The sequence below is a fragment of the Rhizobium sp. 16-488-2b genome, from assembly GCF_017741815.1.
In the GTDB taxonomy this organism is placed as follows: domain Bacteria; phylum Pseudomonadota; class Alphaproteobacteria; order Rhizobiales; family Rhizobiaceae; genus Rhizobium.
Genome location: NZ_JAGHMF010000030.1, coordinates 1 through 22,554, shown reverse-complemented (window position 1 = coordinate 22,554; position 22,554 = coordinate 1). Strand labels below are relative to the sequence as shown.

At 59.3% G+C, this 22,554-nt stretch carries 18 protein-coding genes; 16 read left to right on the top strand and 2 right to left on the bottom strand.

The genetic code is table 11. The features are described 5' to 3' along the window. Positions 1-305: 305 nt before the first annotated feature. The 9 genes from J5286_RS22315 to J5286_RS22275 all read left to right on the top strand — a co-directional run bounded on the left by J5286_RS22315 (position 306) and on the right by J5286_RS22275 (position 14,675). Positions 306-1,787, top strand: coding sequence for an extracellular solute-binding protein (locus J5286_RS22315; protein ID WP_209193397.1), 1,482 nt, complete (start codon positions 306-308; stop codon positions 1,785-1,787). Between the two features lie 65 nt (positions 1,788-1,852). Further along, positions 1,853-2,818 carry a carbohydrate ABC transporter permease gene (locus tag J5286_RS22310; RefSeq protein WP_209193398.1) on the top strand — a complete coding sequence of 322 codons (966 nt, stop codon included), beginning with the start codon at positions 1,853-1,855 and terminating at the stop codon, positions 2,816-2,818. Beyond that, the gene (locus J5286_RS22305) at positions 2,815-3,705 is read left to right on the top strand and encodes a carbohydrate ABC transporter permease (RefSeq protein WP_209193399.1); all 891 of its coding nucleotides are present in this window, start codon (positions 2,815-2,817) and stop codon (positions 3,703-3,705) included. The genes J5286_RS22310 and J5286_RS22305 overlap by 4 nt, the downstream gene beginning before the upstream one ends. Positions 3,706-3,742: 37 nt before the next feature. Then, positions 3,743-4,831, top strand: coding sequence for an ABC transporter ATP-binding protein (locus tag J5286_RS22300; RefSeq protein WP_209193400.1), 1,089 nt, complete (start codon positions 3,743-3,745; stop codon positions 4,829-4,831). Positions 4,832-4,903: 72 nt separating this feature from the next. Then, a complete protein-coding gene (locus J5286_RS22295; RefSeq protein WP_209193401.1) occupies positions 4,904-5,905 on the top strand; it encodes a peptidyl-alpha-hydroxyglycine alpha-amidating lyase family protein in 1,002 nt (333 codons plus the stop codon). Positions 5,906-7,437: 1,532 nt separating this feature from the next. Continuing rightward, positions 7,438-7,614 (top strand): hypothetical protein, encoded by a 177-nt coding sequence (locus tag J5286_RS22290; RefSeq protein ID WP_209193402.1) that lies wholly within the window; start codon positions 7,438-7,440, stop codon positions 7,612-7,614. 190 nt (positions 7,615-7,804) lie between these two features. Then, positions 7,805-8,773 carry a DUF3991 and toprim domain-containing protein gene (locus J5286_RS22285; RefSeq protein ID WP_209193403.1) on the top strand — a complete coding sequence of 323 codons (969 nt, stop codon included), beginning with the start codon at positions 7,805-7,807 and terminating at the stop codon, positions 8,771-8,773. 118 nt (positions 8,774-8,891) lie between these two features. Beyond that, positions 8,892-9,494 (top strand): DUF1419 domain-containing protein, encoded by a 603-nt coding sequence (locus J5286_RS22280; RefSeq protein WP_209193404.1) that lies wholly within the window; start codon positions 8,892-8,894, stop codon positions 9,492-9,494. A gap of 90 nt (positions 9,495-9,584) precedes the next feature. Next, complete coding sequence (locus tag J5286_RS22275) at positions 9,585-14,675, top strand: helicase-like domain-containing protein (protein WP_209193405.1); 5,091 nt, start codon at positions 9,585-9,587, stop codon at positions 14,673-14,675. A 172-nt stretch (positions 14,676-14,847) separates the two neighbouring features. Here the strand turns inward: J5286_RS22275 and J5286_RS22270 are convergent, their stop codons facing one another. Then, complete coding sequence (locus tag J5286_RS22270) at positions 14,848-15,513, bottom strand: hypothetical protein (protein ID WP_209193406.1); 666 nt, start codon at positions 15,511-15,513, stop codon at positions 14,848-14,850. A 154-nt stretch (positions 15,514-15,667) separates the two neighbouring features. On the opposite strand from J5286_RS22270, the gene J5286_RS22265 reads away from it, so the two are divergent. The 6 genes from J5286_RS22265 (at position 15,668) to J5286_RS22240 (ending at position 21,328) form a co-directional block, all read left to right on the top strand. Continuing rightward, the gene (locus J5286_RS22265; RefSeq protein ID WP_209193407.1) at positions 15,668-17,422 is read left to right on the top strand and encodes a ParB N-terminal domain-containing protein; all 1,755 of its coding nucleotides are present in this window, start codon (positions 15,668-15,670) and stop codon (positions 17,420-17,422) included. 184 nt (positions 17,423-17,606) lie between these two features. Continuing rightward, a complete protein-coding gene (locus J5286_RS22260; RefSeq protein WP_348529899.1) occupies positions 17,607-18,407 on the top strand; it encodes a DUF7007 domain-containing protein in 801 nt (266 codons plus the stop codon). An 11-nt stretch (positions 18,408-18,418) separates the two neighbouring features. Further along, positions 18,419-18,778, top strand: coding sequence for a hypothetical protein (locus J5286_RS22255; protein WP_209193408.1), 360 nt, complete (start codon positions 18,419-18,421; stop codon positions 18,776-18,778). After that, a complete protein-coding gene (locus J5286_RS22250) occupies positions 18,756-19,205 on the top strand; it encodes a hypothetical protein (protein WP_209193409.1) in 450 nt (149 codons plus the stop codon). The genes J5286_RS22255 and J5286_RS22250 overlap by 23 nt, the downstream gene beginning before the upstream one ends. A gap of 320 nt (positions 19,206-19,525) precedes the next feature. Continuing rightward, a complete protein-coding gene (locus J5286_RS22245) occupies positions 19,526-20,113 on the top strand; it encodes a hypothetical protein (RefSeq protein ID WP_209193410.1) in 588 nt (195 codons plus the stop codon). 288 nt (positions 20,114-20,401) lie between these two features. Continuing rightward, positions 20,402-21,328 carry an ArdC family protein gene (locus tag J5286_RS22240; protein ID WP_209193411.1) on the top strand — a complete coding sequence of 309 codons (927 nt, stop codon included), beginning with the start codon at positions 20,402-20,404 and terminating at the stop codon, positions 21,326-21,328. Positions 21,329-21,351: 23 nt separating this feature from the next. On the opposite strand, the gene J5286_RS22235 is transcribed toward J5286_RS22240, so the two are convergent. Continuing rightward, positions 21,352-21,528 (bottom strand): hypothetical protein, encoded by a 177-nt coding sequence (locus J5286_RS22235; protein ID WP_245206640.1) that lies wholly within the window; start codon positions 21,526-21,528, stop codon positions 21,352-21,354. 446 nt (positions 21,529-21,974) lie between these two features. On the opposite strand from J5286_RS22235, the gene J5286_RS22230 reads away from it, so the two are divergent. Beyond that, positions 21,975-22,286, top strand: coding sequence for a DUF736 domain-containing protein (locus tag J5286_RS22230; protein ID WP_209193412.1), 312 nt, complete (start codon positions 21,975-21,977; stop codon positions 22,284-22,286). The last annotated feature ends 268 nt before the right edge of the window (positions 22,287-22,554 follow it).

The window sequence follows — 22,554 nt, the reverse complement described above, 5'->3', positions numbered from 1 at the left end:
GGGCGTCGACTTCTTCCTCCCGCGCGCACCGATGGAGACCGTCTCCGACGACCAGAAAAAGGTTATCGACGGCGCCTTGCGCGCAATGGGTATTTAAGCAAGGCAAGGCGTTCCGTCCAGAGTGGCCGGAACGCCATGCGGCGGCTCAGTGCTGCATGGAACGCTCTAGGAAGAAGAGCATGAACTGCGACGCCAAGATTGACATCGATTTTGATAAGCGGTAGCAATAAACGAGATTGCATCCCGTATAGCGGGATGTGGTTTCCTTGGAGGAGGATCAAGAGTCATGAGTGGAGGAGAGACCCATGAATAGCTATGACATGAACCGAAGGCATTTTCTGGCGCTATCTGCTGCAGCTGGGGTATCAGCAGTCGCTCGTGGCGTACACGCGGCTGAAGCCGATGGTGTTGGTGTCGATCTCTCGAAGTGGAGCCCGGACTATGTCAGGAGTATCGCCGGTACTGAGCATTACGATACTGCGGCGGAGTGCTACAGGGTCGTACCGAAGGACTACTCTGGCCGCTTGACCTATTGGTATTACGGTCCGGACCAATCTTCCCCTCAGATTGACTTTGAGATGGATAAGGCTTTCTGGGCTGCGTTCAAGGAACTTTATCCCAACATCAAAGTCGATGCGCAGAACTTAAGCCAGAAGGTCATGCTTGGGAAACTTCGAACCGGGGCGATGGGAAATGCGGCCCCGATGGTTGCCCGAATGCCGATCACTTGGGGAGCTGAATTTGCTTCCAAAGGTCAATTAATGGAGTTCGGTCCCGAAGACGCCGGCTACTCCCGCGCCGAGTTCTGGCCCGCGGCTCTTCGGTCTGTAACGTGGCAAGGCAAAACGTACGGCGTGCCCACCAACAACGAGACAATGCCGTTTATCTGGAATGCAGAGATATTTCGAGAGGCGGGTCTCAACCCTGAACTCCCACCAGATACGTGGGACGACGTTGTCCGGTACTCGAAGCAGATCAAGGAGCGAACTGGAAAAAACGGTTTCGGAATGGTTGCCCGTGTGGGGGCAGGTAACACGTCGACACGCTTTATGCCTCAAGCTTGGTCGTATGGTGGAGGTGCATTAGACGAAGCGGAAGTAAATCCGAGCTACCGAACTACTTCGGTGAATAGTGAGGGTATGAGAGCCGCACTGCAGGCTTCTGTAGATATGTATGTACGAGACAAGTCAGTGCCCGTCTCCGCTCTCACCAATACGCAGCAGGAGAATCAAGATCCCTTCAGTACCGGCAATCTCGCAATGATGATCGCGCAACCTGCCGAGTATTTGGTTATGGTCGAGCGTGCCAAGAAGGCGACGGGCCCTGATAAAGAGATAGCGCAGAGCGCGGTCGATAACATGCGCTTTGGCCTAATGCCTCGTGCTCAGAAGCGACGAGCCGGCCTGTTCTCTGGCGGCAATCTTCATGTGTTCCATCCGGACACAGTGGACGGTGGTCTCGACGTCAACGCGGCTAAAGCGATAATGGCCTTCGCGACAGGACCGGAATGGACGACAAAGATCGCATGGGTACGCTCGAACCCGGGAAATCTGCGTGGATTCAAAACGAAGTGGATGAAAGAGCGCCTGGAAACAGTCAAGGGGCTCGACGTCGGCACGGCTATGCTGCCCTATGGATTAACCTATCCGGTAGTTCCGCAGGCGTCGGAGATTATGGACGTCATCATTCCCACAATGTTGCAAAACGCGCTGACTGAAAAAATGACGGTTGCCGAGGCGACAGATGATGCTGCGGCAAAAATAAACGAACTGTTGACCGATCTGTGAGTCGGATCGGGGGCCTATGTTGGCGCACCCACTAAACATTAGTCTTGTCGTTTCAAGGACATCAAATGACAACAGTAAGCTTTGACCGTGGCGTTACGGCAGGAAACGTCGCGCCATTAAAACGACAATCACTGTTGCGCCGGATCGTCAAGCACCGTGCCGATTACCTTTACGTCATGCCGGCAATCGGAGTGATGATTGCAGTTATAGGCTATCCTGTATGCTACACGGTCTATCTGTCCTTCTTCAACACTCCTGCCAATCTCTCACTACAGAATAAGGCCTTTGTCGGCATCGACAACTACGTGCGGGTTTTGAGCTCAGCGAGTTTCAGAGAAGCGACTTGGAACACTCTATCGTGGACATTCTTCTCGACGCTCTTTTCCTTCATAATCGGGTTTGGAGCTGCTCTGGCGCTGAATCGGCACTTCGTTGGGCGTGGTCTTCTGCGAGGACTGCTGCTGGTTCCATACGTCATCAGTGCAGTCGCCGCATCATACATATGGCGCTGGTTGCTGCACAGCGACTACGGGGTCTTTGGAGCGATCGCCGTGGCACTAGGTGTCGCCGACCACCCCATAAACTTCCTCGACAACAGATACTACGCGATGGCTTCTATCATCCTCGTCAATGTGTGGAAGGAGTTTCCGTTCGCGATGCTCATGATGCTTGCGGGTCTCCAAACGGTGCCAGATCAGCTTCATCGGGCGGCCCAGGTCGACGGGGCTAATACTTGGCAGCGGTTCATTCATATCACAGTACCTCACGTGAAAAACGTGACCATGGTGACGGTCTTGCTACTCTTGGTGGCAAACCTCAATGGCTTCACAATCCCCTACATTATGACCGGTGGTGGGCCTGCTGGGGCTACGCAGATATGGATCATTCACATCTATCAGCTTGCATTTGATGGAATGCGATTTGGCCTAGCATCCGCATATTCGGTCATTCTGTTCATTGTGATGATGATCATGGGATACTTTTACGTGCGTGCCTTGACGAAAGGCGACGCTGGGAGGTCGGAAGGATGAGCACCACTTCCGTACTGACGAACAAAAAGGCGGTTCCTTCGAGAAAAAAGCGTAGTTATTGGCAATTGGCCGGTAACATTTTTCTAATCGGGTTGACGCTCTTTTCCGCGTTGCCGATGGTATGGATGTTTCTCACATCCATCAAGACACAATTCGCGGCTATGCAGTATCCGCCTCAGTGGATACCCAATGAGGTAACATTTGAAGAGTATTTCCTGCTTCTGTCGCCAACAAGCGAAATTGGTCAGGAATTTCTCCGATACATGTTTAACAGCCTATTGGTATCATTCGCGACAACGGTGATTGGCGTTGCGATCGCGGTCCCGGCGGCCTACGCATTCTCTCGGTTCCGCTTTCCTGGCCGGAATTTGCTATTCTATTCGGTCCTTCTGAGAAACATGTTTCCTTCTGTCGTGTTTCTCATGCCGCTTTTCGTCATGATGAGATGGTTAGGTCTTGTTAATAGTTACGGCTCGCTCATCTTAACATATCTTACATTCGGTTTGCCGCTTTCGATCTGGCTTCTGAAAGGGTTCTACGACAACATTCCAGTTCAGCTAGAGCAGGCTGCAAGGATTGACGGTGCCTCCCGTTTCCAAGCGTTCTTTTTCGTAGTCATGCCGTTATCGTCTCCCGGTATAATTGCAACGGCGATCTACTCGTTCATTCTCGCGTGGAATGAGTATGTCTACGCTCTGACGTTCATTTCGATCAAGTCGAAGCTCACCCTCCCGGTAGGCCTGCAGCGCTTTTTCTCGGAGTATGCCACGAACTGGCCCGGGCTGATGGCGGCGTCTTTTATCATGAGTGTTCCTGTGGTTGTACTGTTTCTGTTCTTGCAGAAATATTTTGTACGAGCTCTGACCGAAGGCGCGGTCAAGTCTTAGTGCAACCAGCAAGGTGGCAAACATCTAGGTGAATTAAATGGCACAAGTTAAACTAAATAACCTCATCAAGAACTACGGAAGCTATCAGGCTGTAGTCGACGTCTCGCTTACTGTGGAAGATGGGGAGTTTGTGGCCCTGGTCGGGCCCTCTGGCTGCGGCAAGACAACGACACTCAATCTGGTCGCGGGCTTGGCCGAACTGACTTCTGGCGAAATCCAAATTGGGAGCACGGTTGTAACTGACCTCGACCCAAAGGATCGGGATATCGCAATGGTGTTCCAAAACTATGCGCTCTACCCGAACAAAAGCGTCTATGAAAATCTTGCCTTCCCACTGAAGATGAGGAAGGTCCCCAAAGCTGAAATCGTCAGCAAGATTGCATCCGCGGCGAAGGTTCTCGATATCGAGCATCTTCTCGAGCGTCGTCCCAGAGAGCTGTCAGGTGGTCAGCAGCAACGAGTCGCACTTGGGCGCGCTCTCGTGCGGGACCCCAAGGTCTTTCTCATGGACGAACCCCTCTCGAATCTCGACGCAAAATTAAGAGTGCAGATGCGGACGGAGCTGAAGCGCTTTCACACTGAACTGAACGCGACCGTTATTTATGTAACTCATGACCAACTTGAGGCCATGACAATGGCAGACAAAATGGCAATCATGAACCGTGGCATCTTGCAACAGTTTGATACACCCGCGGCTGTCTTCGATAATCCAGCGAACACATTTGTGGCGGGGTTCGTCGGGAGCCCAGCAATGAATTTGATGAACGCGCAAATCACAAGCATTGAGGGAACCATTGTGCTGAAGGGCGATGATGGATGGCACCTTCAACTCTCTGAAGAGAACAATAGCAAAGCCTCGAATGCAACTGGTCACAAGGTTGTTGTGGGGATCAGACACAATGGAATACAAATCTCGCCCGAACCCGATAAGAACGCCATGGCCGCCCGCGTATTTGCGGTAGAGCCGACCGGCGACATAACTTACGTACACCTTCGGGTCGGCACATCTCCAATTATCGCAAGCGTATCGTCGGACGTGCATTTCGATGCAAATCAAGATGTCTGGATTACGTTTAATCAACGAAAAGTATACCTGTTCGACGGCGAAACAACTCGCGCATTGTAAGGCCGCATCAAGGAAATATCAGAGGAACTGTCGTCACATAAAATTGTGGCGGTTGGCGTGTGGGAATCCAAAATGGACATTAAATCTAGTACAATACTCGGGTCCGGTGAATTCCGGTACGTTAATGAACCCAACTGGATGAAACTTCCGCCTGGTTGGAAGTTTTCCAACGTGTCGGACATCGGCATCGATAGCAAGGACAACGTCTACGTTTTTGACCGTGGGCCACGTCCGGTCACGGTATTTGACAGGGACGGCAACTTCCTGAGAAGTTGGGGTGAGGGCGCTTTCAAGAGACCGCATGCAATTCATATCGGCCCTGATGACAGTCTTTGGCTGACTGACGACGCCAACTCGGTCGTCAGGAAATACACGACTGATGGCAACTTGCTGATGACGCTCGGTACCCCGGGTTCCTCTACCCCGTACATGAGTGGCAGGCCTTTCAATGGCTGCACACATACAGCTTTGTCACCATCAGGCGAAATCTATGTTTCGGATGGTTACGGCAATTCGGCAGTGCACAAGTTCTCACCCGACGGTCGCCACCTTCTTTCCTGGGGCGAGCCTGGCACATCGGAGGGACAATTTAACATTCCTCACAATATTACCTGTGACGGCGATGGTTGGGTATACGTAGCTGATCGTGAAAACCACCGAGTTCAAGTCTTCGACAAGAACGGCAAGTATGAGACACAGTGGAATAATCTCCACAAGCCATGCGGCATGTACATGAAGCCCGGGCGATGCCCGCTCTGCTTCATTGCCGAATCTGGAGCGCCCGCGTCGCCGAGTAATCTCTATGTCCCTAATATCGGCCCGAGAGTAACCATACTTGACCGCAAGGGCACCGTCCTCAGCCGGTTTGGAGAACGCAATCTTGGTGATGGAGGCGCTGCACATTTTCTCGGAATGCATGGTATCGCCGCAGATTCTCACGACAACATATTCGTTGCGGATCTTTCATCGCAACAATGGAAACGCAACTATCCCGATAAGCCGGAACCGGCTGAACTGCCGCCGTTCCACAGATTCAGAAAGCTAAAAGTAGACGAGTTGCCCGTGGGTGGATAGCTGCGCTAGGGGTACGGCGCGAGTTGCGTAGGTCGATAGAGCAGATGGTGTGCCCGGGCGGAAGTAGTCTTCCTATCGCCCGGGCGGATCCAAAGATCTTCTATCTCGCTCCAATCTTGCTGCAGATAGCCGGTGTCAGTGTCGGTGTTGGATGTTGACCACGGCACTCAGCGTTAAGGCAGCAATCTACGCAGTGGCTTCCTACAATTCTTACCCTCGCTCCATTGTCGGTCTTGGCGACCGGCGCTTTGCTCTAATGACGGTGCACCGCGCGCCTGGCCACAAATGCGTATCAAGTAGGGTCCTAGTGAATAATTCCCACGATCAGCGGGTGCTCGATTGTGAGGTCGGCTTCTCATCCATTAGAACGGGCGACCAGACGCGGTTTTACTGGAGTACCGCGCACCCCTCCGAGTGTGCTGGCATTCGTGGCACTAAATAATAGGGTAATGTCGACCAATACCATAAGTTCCATAATAGAACTTATACGATTTTAGATAAGGTATTGAAAAATATGGGCTATATCGGCTGGATGGGAACGATCCATACGCTCCTCAGCGCGATGAGTTGCCAGCGAACAAGACTACTACTTGCACAGACTCATCTGTGTTGAGGTGATGACGGTGGATAGGTCGGCTATTCGGGCGGCCCGGCCGAGCCGGGCGGCTCTATTCGCCAAGGCGAACGGAGGCCGGTTCCGTCTCCGCCCATCCGGGTGACGATCCTTCCGCAAAAGGCGCTGCATTGCCATTAAGGTTCGCCCGACGATCAGACCGGTAGTTGAAGCGGGACGACCCGGCCGGGCGCAGTCGGTCCCGGCTTCCGTTTTGCGGCGCTATGCTAAGCCTCCTACGGCTGCGCTATCTCCGGCAGTGCCGTGTCGAGAATTCCCGAAATCCCGGCCGATCGGCCGTCGCTATGCTGATTTCTCCGATGCTCTCCATCGTTTAGCCCGGATCCGGCCTGTAGCCGATTGATCCGGGCGGTTCAGGATCAAGCGCGTAGCGCGCCATATCGCATGCGAGTGAGAAATGCTGGTTCAATCGCGGTGGATGGCCTTCATAGGCGTTATCCGGCACGTTATCCGGCCTCTGGGTTGTCTGATGTCAAAGCGGCCGGAGCGAGTTCCATTCGATGCTTCTCACATCGAAAAAGCTTGCATTTTCGGTATGGGCAGCCCTCGCTCGATCGTCAGGTATCAAAGCGTCGAGTGGTTCGCGAAGGCACGCGCACCCGCTTACCCGCCTCTTCCGAGATATGAAACCAGGCAGGTCACCAATGCCTGGTATCTACGGCTGAAGGTCCCAGCAAAATCGCGGTGGCCGGGCGGCACCACTCGGGAGCAGCCCAATCCCGCTCTCTATCGATGGCGTCCTGGCCCAGGTCCGGATCTTCCACGATCAACCCGCAAGGGGTCCGCTAGCACGCTGCGGCCGCTCAGGGCTGCGCCATCGCGGTGATCGCGCCCGTCCCAGTGCCTTTTGAGGAGCCATCGAGCGGGAATTGGCCCGCTCCTAAATGGAGCCTCTCTCATGTCTCACGATCTTGTCCTGGCACAGTCCCACGCCTTCCAGCTTTGCCGCGACCTCATGGTCCCGGTCACCGTCTTCGAGATCGACGGCGAATACGGCGTGCTGCCCTCCGACGAGATCGACGCGAGCGACGACCTCGACATCGTGCATGAGTTCAATCCCTGGCCGGCTCATTGAGCCGGCACCTGCCGTTCCGGATGCCGCTGGCGACCTGTCGGCGGCAAGGGAAGCTTCGCCGCGGGCGGTGCAAAGTTGCACCTTGCTTCCCGCGCCCTTGCCCCCTTTGTTCTTCGCGGCGCTCGGAAATTGTCCCGCCGATCTGCGGGGAGCAAAATTGAGGAGCGATCGCAGGCGATCGGGAAAAATCATGAAGAGAGAAGAAATCGAAAAGATCCGCGAGGCCGTCAGCTGTGCTGCCGTCCTCGAACAGGCTGGCTTCGCAATCGATATCAAGGAAAGCACCCGCCGGGCGATGAAGTTTCGCCGGGCATCGGAGATCATTATCGTCACGCATGACGGCCGGGGGTGGTTCGATCCTCTGAGCGAAGAAAAGGGTGACGTGTTCACCCTCGTCGCTCTGCTCGAGCATCTGTCATTTCCAGACGCCGTCGACCGCGCCGGCGAACTGATCGGCTATAATGCCACGCCGGTGGTCTGGAAAAAGACTTCAGCAAATGTCGAGCCCGTAGACCTCACAGCCCGATGGCATGCCCGACGCCTACCGGGAACAGGATCCCGCGCCTGGCGCTATCTTTGCTGGACACGGGCGATCCCGGCCCCGATCCTCCGTGCTGCCATCAGTCAGGGCGCCATGCGCGAGGGGCCGTTCGGTAGCATGTGGGCGGCCCACCGTGACAACGCGGGATCGGTCGTCGGCTGGGAGGAACGCGGCCTCGATTGGCGCGGGTTTTCGACAGGCGGCAGCAAGGTTCTCTTTCGATTGGGGGGAGTCGATGCTCTCCGTCTCTGCGTCACCGAGGCTGCCATCGATGCGATGAGCCTCGCCGCGATCGAAGACCTGCAGGAAGGCAGCCTCTATCTCAGCACTGGTGGCGGCTGGTCGCCGAGAACCGAGGCGGCCCTGGTCGAGCTTCTTTCCCGTCCGGACGCCCTTCTCGTTTGCGCGACCGATGCCAATCGCCAGGGCGATGCATTCGCTCAGCGCCTCCATGCCTTGGCCGCACAGCATGGGCGTCGATCGGTTCGTCTGCGGCCGCCGATGGAGGATTGGAACGAGGTCCTGAAAGAACGGAAAAGAGAAAAAGCCAGGGATGAGAATAGAGAGAGGCGTGCCGTATCGCCATCGACCGCATCAAGGGAGGCTGTGCCCGGCTAAAGCCGGCCCTTGACCCGGCCGACGGGCAAGCCGGCGTTCCGGAAGGTGTCTTGAGGGACTGAAAGGGAGTTGATCGAAGCGGTCATCATCCGGTCCCGAAACCCTGAAGGAGCCAAAGATGAACACCGTTTCCCCGATCCGCAAAATCTTCGAAGGCGTTGCAACGCGCCCGCAAATGTTTCGTCTTTTCGACCGTCACAACCAGCGCCCCGACCGGTGGCAGACTGATGCTGCACCACTTTACTCCGGCGAGTGGTTCGAAATCGACGAATATCTCTACGACTACATGCTGAACATCCTCCCGCCCTTGTGGATGCGTGGACCAATCTTCGCGCTGCGGGAGTTTCTGACAGGCTCGGTCACCAGCGTCTTCTTCGCGCTCAGGATCGACGGGAAGACCAGATACTTCCACGGCTATTGCGATCTCTCCGATACGAGCTCGGTCGAGACGATGCGTGCGGCGATCTTCGAGCGTGAAACGCAACCCGTCCGCGCCATGAACCGCGAGGAGCGGCTCGAACATATCTGGAGCAGCACGGCTGATGCCTATCGCGGCTATGCCGGTGATCGCTTTCCGTCTGAAATCAGGGGGCAGCGCACGGTCATGCTGTGGAGCGCCACCAGAGGCACGATCCTGAAACTCTTGGACGGTCTCACCGATCCCGAGATCGCAGCAAAACTTCCCGTCCATATGCGGCATCTGCCTGAGATCGCGGCGTAAGCGCAACCCATTTCCAATCTTTCCCAGCCCTCTCGACCTGCCCGCCCGGACGGGCGGTCGATAGTGCGCGCCCGAAAAAGGAGCATTCTGATGAGCAATGACCCATTTACTCTTGACATGTTTGGTAGCTCGGCCCTGTCGTCCGGCCTCGGCTTCGGCGTCACCGCCTTTGGCGGCTTCGGCTCTGTCGCAGCCAACGATGATGACCCCGATCCCACGCCGCCGGCCCCTGCCCCGGCACTGCCGGTGGCCACAGCGCCGAAGCGCGCAAATGGCCAGCGCCAGAACTACGTGTTGAATGAAGACCGCGGTCTCGGCATCTCCTGGAAGGATCGTGCTCGCGCCAATGTTGCCGCGATCCTGGTTGCGGATGGCATTACCAAGCAAGAACGGCCGGCGACCGCAAAGGAACAGGCGCAACTGATCCGCTTCACCGGTTTCGGCGCTTCGGAACTTGCCAATGGCATGTTCCGCCGGCCGGGAGAGGTCGATTTCCGCGCCGGCTGGGACGCACTTGGCTCTTCGCTCGAGACCGCCGTCTCGGAGGCAGATTATGCCTCGCTCGCCCGCTGCACACAGTATGCACATTTTACGCCGGAATTTGTCATCCGGGCGATCTGGTCCGGAATCGAGCGGCTCGGGTGGCGCGGCGGCCGTGTGCTCGAACCGGGCATCGGGACTGGCCTCTTCCCCGCGCTGATGCCCGAAACATACCGCGATGCCGCCTATGTTACCGGGATCGAACTCGATCCGGTCACGGCACGCATCGTTCGCCTGCTTCAGCCGCGGTCTCGCATCATCGAAGGCGATTTTGCCCGCACGGACCTGGCGCCGATCTACGATCTTGCCATCGGCAATCCGCCCTTCTCCGATCGCACTGTCCGCTCCGACCGCGCCTACCGGTCGCTCGGCTTGCGACTTCACGACTACTTCATCGCCCGCTCGATCGACCTGCTAAAGCCTGGCGCGTTGGCAGCCTTCGTCACCTCGCACGGCACGATGGACAAGGCCGACACGACCGCACGCGAGCATATCGCCAAATCCGCCGACCTGATCGCGGCGATCCGCTTGCCCGAAGGCAGCTTTCGGCGTGACGCCGGCACGGATGTCGTCGTCGACATTCTCTTCTTCCGCAAGCGCAAGACCGGGGAGCCTGAAGGTGATCAGACGTGGCTCGATGTCGATGAGTTACGATCGGACGCGGACGATGAAGGACCTATTCGCGTGAACCGCTGGTTTGCTCGTCATCCCGATTCCGTGCTCGGCACCCATGCCCTCACCTCCGGGCCATTCGGCGAGACCTACACATGTCGGCCTCTTGCCGACGCGGATCTCGAGACCGCGCTCACCGCGGCCATCGACCTTCTTCCGGCCGGCCTCTATGACGGCGAGCCGACGCTGATCGACATCGATCTGGAGGATGAACTCGCCGACATCGTCCATCTCCAACCGAAACACAGCCCAGTCCGCGAGGGTAGCTTCTTTGTCGACCGGGCCAAGGGCCTGATGCAGATGCTCGACGGTTCCGCCGTGCCTATCGTCGAGCGTAAGGGCCGCTCTGGCGATGGCATCCCGGAGAAGCATATCCGGATCATCTCGAAGCTGATCCCGATCCGCGACGCGGTGCGCGAAGTGCTGAAGGCGCAGGAGACCGATCGACCGTGGCGCGATCTTCAGGTGCGTCTGCGCCTCGCCTGGTCGGCCTTCGTCCGCGACTTCGGCCCGATCAACCACACGACAGTCTCAGTCCAGGAGGACCCGGAGACCGGTGAGGTCAGGGAAACCCACCGCCAGCCGAACCTTGCACCCTTCCGCGATGACCCTGATTGCTGGCTGGTGGCCTCGATCGAGGATTACGATCTGGAGACGGACACGGCGAAACCGGGTCCGATATTCAGCGCCCGTGTCATTGCTCCGCCGATGTCGCCCGTCATCACCAACGCTGCCGATGCGCTTGCGGTGGTTTTGAATGAGCGCGGCCATGTCGATCTCGATCATATCGCCGAACTGCTGCATCATGACGTGGCGACAGTCATCGATGCACTCGGCGATGAGGTGTTTCAGGATCCGGCCAGCGGTAGCTGGCAGACTGCCGACGCCTATCTCTCAGGCTCGGTTCGCACCAAGCTCACTGCCGCGCAGGCGGCGGCGGAGCTTGATCCGATCTACGAGCGGAACATGCGCGCCCTGGCTGATGTCCAGCCGGCCGATCTCCGTCCCTCAGACATCACCGCCCGTCTCGGCGCGCCCTGGATTCCGGCCGCCGATGTCGTGGCCTTCGTGAAAGAGAGGATGGAGGCGGATATCCGCATCCACCATATGCCGGAACTCGGCTCCTGGACCGTGGAAGCGCGCCAGCTCGAATACTCGGCGGCAGGCACATCCGAATGGGGCACGAGCCGTCGCCACGCGGGCGAACTGCTTGCCGATGCGCTGAACAGCCGCGTTCCGCAGATCTTCGACGTGTTCAAGGATGTCGACGGCGAGCGGCGTGTTCTGAATGTCGTCGACACCGAGGCGGCGCGCGACAAGCTGCAGCGGATCAAGCAAACGTTTCAGGACTGGGTCTGGACCGATCCGGATCGCACAGATCGGCTGGCGCGCGATTACAATGACCGCTTCAACAATATCGCGCCGCGAAAATTCGACGGCTCCCATCTCAAACTTCCTGGCGCCTCTGGCGCCTTCGTCCTTTATGGGCACCAGAAACGCGGCATCTGGCGCATCATCGCCGATGGCTCGACCTACCTTGCCCACGCCGTCGGGGCCGGCAAGACGATGACGATCGCGGCCGCGATCATGGAGCAACGCCGGCTCGGCCTGATCGCCAAGGCGATGCTCGTCGTACCCGGCCATTGCCTGGCGCAAGCTGCACGCGAGTTTCTGGCGCTCTATCCGAATGCCCGCATTCTCGTTGCCGACGAGACCAATTTCACCAAGGACAAGCGCGCTCGCTTCCTGTCGCGGGCTGCCACCGCGACCTGGGACGCGATCATCATCACCCATTCGGCGTTTCGGTTTATCGCCGTGCCGTCGGCCTTCGAACAGCAGATGATCCAGGACGAGCTCGAACTTTACGAGGATCTTGTCACCAAGGTCGACAGCGAGGACCGCGTCTCACGCAAGCGGCTCGAGCGGCTGAAGGAAGGATTGCAGGAGCGGCTCGAAGGGCTCGCGACCCGCAAGGATGATCTTCTCACCATCTCGGAGATCGGTGTCGATCAGATTGTCGTCGACGAGGCGCAGGAATTCCGCAAGCTATCCTTCGCGACCAACATGTCGACGCTGAAGGGCATTGATCCGAATGGGTCGCAGCGCGCCTGGGATCTGTATGTGAAATCCCGCTACATCGAGACCAAAAGTCCCGGCCGGGCGCTGGTGCTGGCGTCGGGCACGCCGATCACCAACACGCTGGGTGAAATGTTCTCGATCCAGCGCCTCCTCGGCCACGAGGCGCTTCATGAACGGGGCCTGCACGAGTTCGATGCCTGGGCGTCCTGCTTCGGCGATACGACGACCGAACTTGAAATCCAGCCGTCGGGCAAATACAAGCCGGTCAGCCGCTTCGCCTCGTTCGTCAACGTGCCGGAGCTGATTGCCATGTTCCGGTCCTTCGCCGACGTCGTTATGCCGGAAGACCTTCGCCAGTATGTCAGAGTTCCTGATATCTCTACTGGTCGCCGGCAAATCCTGACCGCAAAGCCGACGGCCCGGTTCAAGACCTATCAGCAGACGCTTGATGCCAGGATCAAGGCGATCGAGCAGCGCGAGGGACCGGCCAAGCCGGGTGACGACATCCTGCTCTCCGTCATCACCGACGGCCGCCATGCCGCGATCGACCTGCGCTTCGTCATGCCTGATGCCGGTAATGAGGATGACAACAAGCTCAATTTGCTGGTCCGCAATGCCCACCGGATCTGGAAGGAGACGGGCGAAGCCATCTATCGCCGCCCCGACGGCAAGGACTTCGATCTGCCGGGCGCCGCGCAGATGATTTTTTCCGATCTCGGCACCATCAATGTCGAAAAGTCCCGCGGCTTCTCGGCCTATCGCTTCATCCGCGATGAGTTGGTCCGGCTCGGCGTGCCGGCCTCCGAAATCGCATTCATGCAGGACTACAAGAAAACGGAGGCCAAGCAGCGACTGTTTGGCGACGTCCGCGCTGGCAAAGTCCGCTTCCTGATCGGCTCGTCCGAGACGATGGGCACCGGCGTCAACGCACAGCTCCGGCTGAAAGCCCTCCATCATCTCGATGTCCCGTGGCTGCCGTCCCAAATCGAACAGCGCGAAGGCCGTATCGTCCGCCAGGGCAACCAGCATGGCGAGGTCGATATCTTCGCCTATGCCACAGAGGGCTCGCTCGACGCGTCGATGTGGCAGAACAATGAGCGCAAGGCCCGGTTCATCGCTGCCGCGCTTTCGGGCGACACCTCGATCCGCAGGCTGGACGATGTCGGCGAAGGTGCTGCCAACCAGTTTGCCATGGCAAAAGCCATTGCATCGGGTGACGAGCGGCTGATGCAGAAGGCTGGGCTAGAGGCCGACATCGCACGGCTTGAACGGCTCCGCGCCGCCCACGAGGACGACCAGTATGCCGTCCGCCGGCAGATGCGCGATGCCGAGCGTGAGATTGAGACCTCGACGCGGCGCATCGGCGAAATCGCTCAGGACATCGAACGGCTGCGGCCGACATCCGGCGACGCCTTCGCGATGATGGTGCTTGGCGAGGACTATGCCGACCGCAAGGAGGCTGGCCGCGACCTGATGAAGGAGATCCTCACGCTTCTCCAGCTACAGCAGGAGGGCGAGCTTCATCTGGCGACGATTGGCGGCTTCGACCTCGTCTACGAGGGGGAGCGTTTTGGCAAGGGTGACGGCTATCGATACCAGACCATCCTCCAGCGCACCGGAGCCGACTACGAGATCGATCTCGCCATCACCGTCACGCCGCTCGGGGCCATCTCCAGGCTGGAGCATGGGCTTGATGGATTCGAGGAAGAGCGGCGCCGCTATCGCCAGCGCCTGGAGGAAGCAGAACGCCGCCTGGCGTCATATCGCTCACGTGACGGCGGGATCTTTGGCTTCGCCGACGACCTCGCTGCGAAGCGGCACGCGCTGAAAGAGCTGGAGGTCCTTCTGGCCGCAGAGGTCGAAACGTCGACCCAATCGGCAGCTGCATAGCTGCACTGCACAAAAAATGTTTTCCGATTGGTCAAAAATCGGGCATAAAGACTACAGCTGATGCACATGGCGGGTCTCCTCCCAGTTCCGCTGCAGCAGCTGTTCCCCTCTGGAGGTTTATTGACCTTCACACTTCATGGGCCGCGGACCTCCGCTGGCCCATTTTTTTTGCCTAAAGCCGGCCTGTCGCCAATCGGGCAATCTCGACCGTGGCGTCATAGCCGACCCCGTTGGTGGCGATCGTCAGGCTGTCCTTGTTCTTGTAGCTGTAGACCTTGAAGTAGTTCTCAGCATTGCCAGCCATATTGAGACCCCACGCAGTTTCGCCAATGCCGCCTATCTCTGTGAAGGCTGCGCCGTACTGGTCCTTCTCGCTGCCCATAATCTGGTCGAAATAGGCTCGCTCTTGCCCAGCAGGAACGCCACGCATCTTGTTCGGAATGTACATCACCTGCACGTAGGCCTCCGGTTTGCTCCCAACCCATGTGCAAAGGTTGTCGCTCGTCTCCTTGATCGTGGCGGGAGCGCCGACGAATTGCTCCATTTCGCTCGAAGTGACCATGGTGCAAGGCACCGCGGTCGGGTCGACCGGGGGGCTCCCGGATCCCGCTCCGTCAGCAGCCCATACCGCGGCGCTCATCATCACCACCATCAATGCCGTTGCTAAAGTCGATCGCACGATTACCCCTTCCATCATGGCCGCCGATAACGGCGGCCTTTCGAAAATAGGAAGAAGAGGTGAGAGGGAAAGGGAAGGAGGAGCGATCGCAGAGCGATCGGCCCGCCGCCACTGACGTTCAATCGCCGCCTCCTCACCCCTGCCCTTCGCGCTGCGCATGGCTGTAAGCCGTGCTTGCGCATCACGCCAGGGCTGCTCGGCCGCGATTGCGCCGGCCCGCCTGCCCCGCGGTTCGGAAGGTGTCTTCGAGAAAGAAAGAGGACATGAAGGAGCAGCGAGGCTGCTGCTCCCTACCGAACAAGGAGCAAGACCCATGCAAATCCTCAAGATCGATCCCCGCGCACTGAAGGAAAACCCCGATCGCATGCGCCAGACGAAGTCGTCGCCGCAGGCTGATGCGCTCATGCTCGCCACGATCAAAGCCGTCGGCATCGTCCAGCCTCCGATCGTTGCGCCGGAAACGGGTGGTGGCAACGGCTACATCATCGATGCCGGACATCGCCGCGTGCGCCTCGCGATCGCCGCTGGCATCGAAGAGATCGAAATCCTGGTTGTCGATGCGGCCAACGACAACGGCGCCATGCGCTCGATGGTCGAAAATAGCGTGCGCGAGGCTCTGAATCCTGTCGACCAATGGCGAGGCATTGAACGGCTCGTCGCTCTCGGCTGGACCGAAGAAGCAATCGCTGTCGCTCTCGCCCTTCCCGTCCGCCAGATCCGCAAGTTGCGGCTGCTGGCCAACGTCCTGCCGGGCATGCTCGAGCAGATGGCGCTTGGCGATATGCCCTCCGAGCAGCAGCTGCGGATCATCGCAGCCGCCGGCGAGGTCGAGCAGAAGGAGGTCTGGAAGGCCCACAAGCCGAAGAAGGGTGACACCGCCGCCTGGTGGTCGATCGCCAACGCGCTCACGAAAAAACGCATGTATGCCAAGGATGCCAGCTTTGGCGACGATCTGCGCGAGGCCTACGGTATCGAGTGGGTCGAGGACCTCTTCGCGCCTGCCGATCAGGACAGCCGTTACACGACCAACGTCGAGGGTTTTCTCGGCGCCCAGCACGAATGGATGACGACGAACCTGCCGAAGCGAGGCGCGGTCATCGAGGTCAACAACTGGGGTCAGCCGGAACTGCCGAAGAAGGCGTCTCAGGTCTACGGCAAGCCATCGAAGTCCGACAGCACAGGTCTCTATCTCGACCGCGATGGCAAGGTCCAGACAGTTCATTACCGGATGCCCGAGGCCGCGAAGCCGAAAGCTGGCAAGGCGTCTGATACCGATGGCCCCGCCAGTGACGACAGCACGGCAGCGCCGAAGGCACGCCCCGATGTGACGCAGAAGGGCCAGGACATGATCGGCGATTTTCGAACCGACGCTCTCCACGATGCCCTCAGCCGCGCGCCGATCGAGGATGATATGTTGATGGCGCTGCTCGTGCTTGCCTTTGCCGGGTTGAATGTCCGGGTCGATTCCGGCGCCGGCGGTGCGCTCTATGGCGGTGCCCGCTTCGGCCGACATGCCGCCCGGCTATTCAGCGAGGATGGCAGGCTCACCTTCGATATGGATACTGTGCGGGCTTCAGCACGGGCAGCGCTGATCGATGTCCTGTCGTGCCGCCGCGGTATGTCGAACAGCGGCGTGGTCTCGCGTGTCGCAGGCGATGCGATCGGCGCGGATAGCTTCCTGCCGAACATGGGGTCGGAGGAGTTCCTTGCATCCCTGTCGCGCCAGGCGCTTGAAGCGGTCGCCAAGGATGCCGGGCTTGAGCCGCGGGCGCGCGTCCGCGAAACCCGGGCGGCTCTCGTCACCCACTTCGAAGGCGAGGCGAACCTTCTCCATCCGTCTGCCCTGTTCGCGCCGGAGCCGGCTGACGTTTCTGCCATCCTCAAGCATCTCGACCAAGAGGAAGGCTCTGAGGAGGAGGTCGATGCGCCGGATGGGGTTGCCACCGGCATCGGTGCCTCGAATGAGGATGCCGACGAAGATCTCAATGTCTCCGATTTGGACGATGCCGATAGTGATGCGGCGACGCTTGACGATCACGAGACCGCTTACGGGATCGCGGCCGAATAGCCGCAAATTTCGTCAGATCACGCGTTCCTCCGCCGGCCCTTGCGCCGGCGGCTCGCATTTCCAACACCCTCAATGAAAGGAACCCGGCAATGAACGGACCTTCAATCACGCCTGCCAGCAACCCTGCGAGCAGAAACTCTGCCGCCGACCATATCGAATTCGGACAAGCGCCGACGGGTTTCCCGTGGCTCGCATTGGCGACATTCTCCTTGGCCTCATATCCAACGGAACAGGCGATTTCTTTCTCGCCAGCGCCTGGCGGTTCACGAAGCCCCTGGCCGAGGCGCGACGCCATCATTTCCATCGTCACGATGGTCGTGTCGCCGACGAAGCGGCCTTCCGAACCCGCGTAATCCAGACCGCAGAGCACATGTCGGAACTCGCGGCGCTGGCTCGTGTCCAGACGTGTATGGCGGCGAGCACGCCTTGGGGCGGATCGCAGATGGCGACGATCTATGTCGAGGGCATCATCAGCCATTCGACATCCGGCCACGGCGGCTTTCATCTGGCGCCCGATCGAAATCGCATCGTCGATGTCTCCGTTCGCAGCGAGGGCGGCTGGTACGAGGAGGATTGCGAATGGGCGATCATCGCTTTGACGTTTCCGGACGTGTTCACAGGATACGAACGCCGATGCGCCGAAGAAGCGGCCAAGCACACGTTTCCGGCTTTCTGGGAAAAGCTGCGCGGTCGTCGGCTCGAGCCCGGGGAATCGCGGTCGAAGGATCGGTCGAGCTTCGATCGCGCCCATGCCAACGACTGGATCGTCATCTCGGCAATTGCCTCATTTCACCATGTCGGCATGATCGAGGTCATTGCCACCAAAGGCGGTAGACGCGAAATTAGCCAGGATGAGCGACGCTTCCTTGTTCCCGACACGGAATACAGCAAGCGCAGCAGCCTCGGTTTCGTCATCGATCTGCAGCTGCACACGATTTATGAGGGGCCGTCGAGCTTCGCCGGCTGGAGCGCGAGGGCGGCATGATGAGATCAGTCATGTCTCCCGAAACGCAGCTCTCCCGCATGGAGGACGCTCGCCGTCAGACACAGAAGCAGCTGCAGATTATCGAGCGGCAGATCATCCGTCGGATGACGGCGATCATGCCGCAGATTGCCAGGCGGCAAACCGGCTACCGCAAGGGCAAAGCACCCGATGGCCGCACTCTGCTCGAACGCTATCGCGCCAATCTCGCTGGCATCACAGCTGAACGCCAACCGGAGGTCGATGCACTCTCACGGAAGCTGGCTCGGCAGGACGCAGCGATTGCAGCGCTGCGGGACACTCTGTTGGCGGTCGGCGCGCATCATCACTCGAGCCGGGAGGGCTGGCACCATGTCGACCATTGGCGACCTTGAGCAGCAGGCCGGGATCGGATCGTCCGATGCTGAGCGCACCGCGTTCTGGCTGCGATTTCATCATCTTAAGGGGAAGGCATGTCTCGACGCAGGCGTCGCGGAGCTCAAGCGAATGATCTCCGAGCGTGAAGGGACGGCGCCACATCCCGAAAAACGGACACGCGAGCGATTGCCTGCCCTCAGCACCGATCAGGAAGTGGCACTTCTTGCCTATGCCGCCAAACACGGCCGACGCTGGAAGAGCATCCTCAACGATGTCTGGATGGGTGGACCGCCGCATGACGATGGCGGGATCCTGCGGGGGCTTCGAAACACCCATGGCCCGACCTGGCTTCAATCCTACCGGTTGCCCAAGGCTGATACGAGGAGCCTTCCCGACGGGAAGCCACCGGTATCGAGCGAGCGCACTGGCAAGGTCGAGGAATAGCGCGGGTTGGAACCGGTCCCCTTCTCATGTCCGGTGGTGGCACCGTGGCGGTTTGTCCTTCGGGTTTTGCTGCGGTCTGAACCAGCGGCCGGTCGCTTCAAGGCCGCTATCGCGCCGCGGGGCGGCCGGAACCCGCCACCCTTCGCGGAACAGCTTCGCTCGACATCACAGGGCTTCTGCCCTGCTCGCTCGCAAGTCGGTTCCGCTTGGCTTGGTCAGGCCCGGACCCTGAAGCGCCCGTCTTCCGCCGGTTCGGGTCGACCGCCCCGAAGGGCAAGCCGGCACGGGGCCGGAACCGCTTCGGCTCGAAAGGAAGAGACATGGCCAAGCCCGCAACCAATCCTCGCCAGACTGCCCGCGTCGTCCAACTCCGCAAGGGCGCCACCGTCGAAATGGTCCGGCTCACCTGCCCCGATACCGCCCAGGCGATCAAGATCGCCGAAAGCTTCGGGACCGCGGTCATCGACAGCGACGGGATCCGCGATCTCCATGAGCGGCTGATCTCCGAGACCGCCGATGCTCTCAGCGAAGGCCTCGGCGAACGCGCTATGCAGATCCACCTCCAACGGATCGTCGGCGCCTATGTCGGCTCTGCCCACGGCGCCGGTCAATTCTACAGCAATGCCGTCACCCAGGCACGCGATGCCACCGCCAAGGCTGCAAACGATGCCCGCGACGAGGATCTCGACGGCCCCGTCGGTTACGATAGCGCCGCGCACCGCAAACGGGAGTTCGCCGCTGACATGGGCATCCAGGCCCACGCACTGCGCATGGCAGCCGAAGGTGCTGTCGCCGCCTACAAACACATCGTCGGAGAGAGCTGGAAGCCCTTCGATCGGCCGGTCGAAAATCCAGGACACTCCGTCGATCGCAAAGCGGCCCAGGCACAGATGTCCGCTTTCGACTGAGACCATACCGGCGGGGCTCGCCCTGCCAAATCTTTCAAGGCCGTCCCATTGGGGCGGCCTTTTCGCATGTTGGCTACCGCCAGAGGGAGGCGGAAAAAGATGCTGCCCGTGCCAATGCTGCCCGTCTCGGGCGTCGGACCTGCAGGAGCCGCCGGCGCCAGGCAACGGCTTCGCCGTCCTCCACGCTGTTGCGGCCGTTCCGGTGCTTGGCCCCGCCTCTGAGGCTCCTGCCTTCTTCCTCCGCGACGGGACCGCGATCGGCGCGGTTCCAGAATGATGGAGACAGAAATGAGCAGGAATCCGGAATCAACGCGTGCCGACATCTATAACAGGATCACAGACCGGATTATCGAGGAGCTGGCAGAAGGTGTCCGCCCGTGGATGAAGCCATGGAGTGCGGGCAATACTGAGGGACGCATCACACGACCGCTTCGTCACAATGGACTTCCGTATTCGGGCATAAACGTGCTTCTGCTCTGGTCGGAGCAGATGGCTCGCGGCTTTGCCTCGTCGATGTGGATGACGTTCAAGCAGGCGCTCGAATTGGGGGCTGCCGTTCGCAAGGGCGAGACAGGCTCGACGGTCGTCTTCGCCAGCCGGTTCACCAAGTCGGAGGCGGATGGGAACGGCGGCGCAGTCGATCGCGAGATCCCGTTCCTCAAGGCCTACTCGGTTTTTAATATCGAGCAGATCGACGGTCTGCCGGATCATTACCATGATCAGCCGGTGGCCAAGACCGATCCGGTCGAGCGGATAGAGGTCGCGGAGCGCTTCTTCCGCAACACCGGCGCGGTCATCCGGCATGGAGGCAATCAGGCCTTCTACGCTCCTAGGCCGGATCTCATCCAGATGCCGCCGCTTCAGTCGTTCAGGGACGTCGCGAGCTACTATGCGACCCTAAGTCATGAAGCGACCCATTGGACTTCGCCAAAGGACCGGGTCGGGCGTGACCTGTCGCGCTATGGCAAGGATCGCAGTGAGAGGGCTCGGGAAGAATTGATCGCCGAACTCGGCAGTTGCTTTTTATGTGCCGATCTCGGGATTGTCCCAGAGCTCGAACCCCGGGCGGATCATGCGGCATACCTCCAGTCGTGGCTGTCGGTTCTGGCCAATGACAAGCGGGCGATCTTTCAGGCGGCGGCCCATGCACAGCGCGCCGTCGCATTTCTCCACGGTCTGCAGGGCAACGAAGCCGGGATCAGGCAAGCTGCATGATACAGACTGCTTGAGATGATGTGCTAGGAACGGTCGCCAGCCAAGGCGGCGGCCGGTTCATCTGTCGAATCCACCTCGGCTAAGCGATCATCGGCCATCCGCAGGTCCAACGAACCCCAGATTGACGGCTTTTGAGCGCCGGTCTTCACTTTCCGGGACTGCTTGATCTCGACGATGAACGGTTTCGTCTGCTTTGCCATAAATCCTCCAGGCAATGAATCGCACCGCACTCTACCGAGAAGGATTGGGGCTGCAAGCCGTGCTGGCCGGGGAGCTTGCGAATATGAGACACCTTGACGGCGAAGTCAGTGATCTGGCCGATCCGGTGATGCGTCAAATCGGGGCCACGTGTTGTCGCGCGCCATTGCCATATCCCTTTCCCTTGACGACAGGGCTCCATTCGCGGGCTCGATGAGGCATGTCTGGCCGGAGAGCGGCTTCGCCTCGATCGTACTCCCGCAACGGCGCTCCAGCACTTTCATCCCCTGCCAGCTGACGCTGCCATTCCTCGCGAAACAAGAAAGCGTCTCCGCACCGCCCTCCACGATGTTGCGGCCCTTCGGGTGCGGTCCGATCGTCACCGGCCTTTGCGACTGCCATCGAGGCCGCAATGGAGCGGCCCGAAACAGCGAAAAGGAATACGACAATGGCTACCATCGGCACCTTCACCTCCACCGAAAGCGGCTTCACCGGTTCGATCCGCACCCTCGCCCTCAACGTCAAGGCCCGCATCGAGCGTGTGTCAAATCCCTCCGAAAAAGGCCCGCAGTTCCGCATCTTCGCGGGAGCCGTTGAACTCGGCGCCGCCTGGCAGAAGCACTCGGAGCAGACCGGACGCGACTATCTCGTCCTCAAGCTCGACGATCCGAGCTTCCCCGCTCCGATCTTCGCCAACCTGATCTCCATCGAAGGGGAAGATGGCTACCAGCTGATCTGGTCTCGCCCGAACCGGGACTAAGTATACCGACCCCGCCCGAAAGGGCGGGGTCATCCCTTCAGCGAGTACCGAAAGCCGGATCAGACATCGAGCCTGGTCCGGCTTTTTTTGGTGGCACACGAGAGGGGGATAGCTGCTCAGAAACCGGGATTGTGCCGCTCGCGCATGCCGACCTCAAGGATGAGCGGTTCCCCCATGTGTGGACGGCCCGTGGAATGCAAGACTCTGTATCGATGGGATCGGTCAGGTTCAGTCATGTGTCCGGCCTTTTATCGTGGCATTGTAGCCA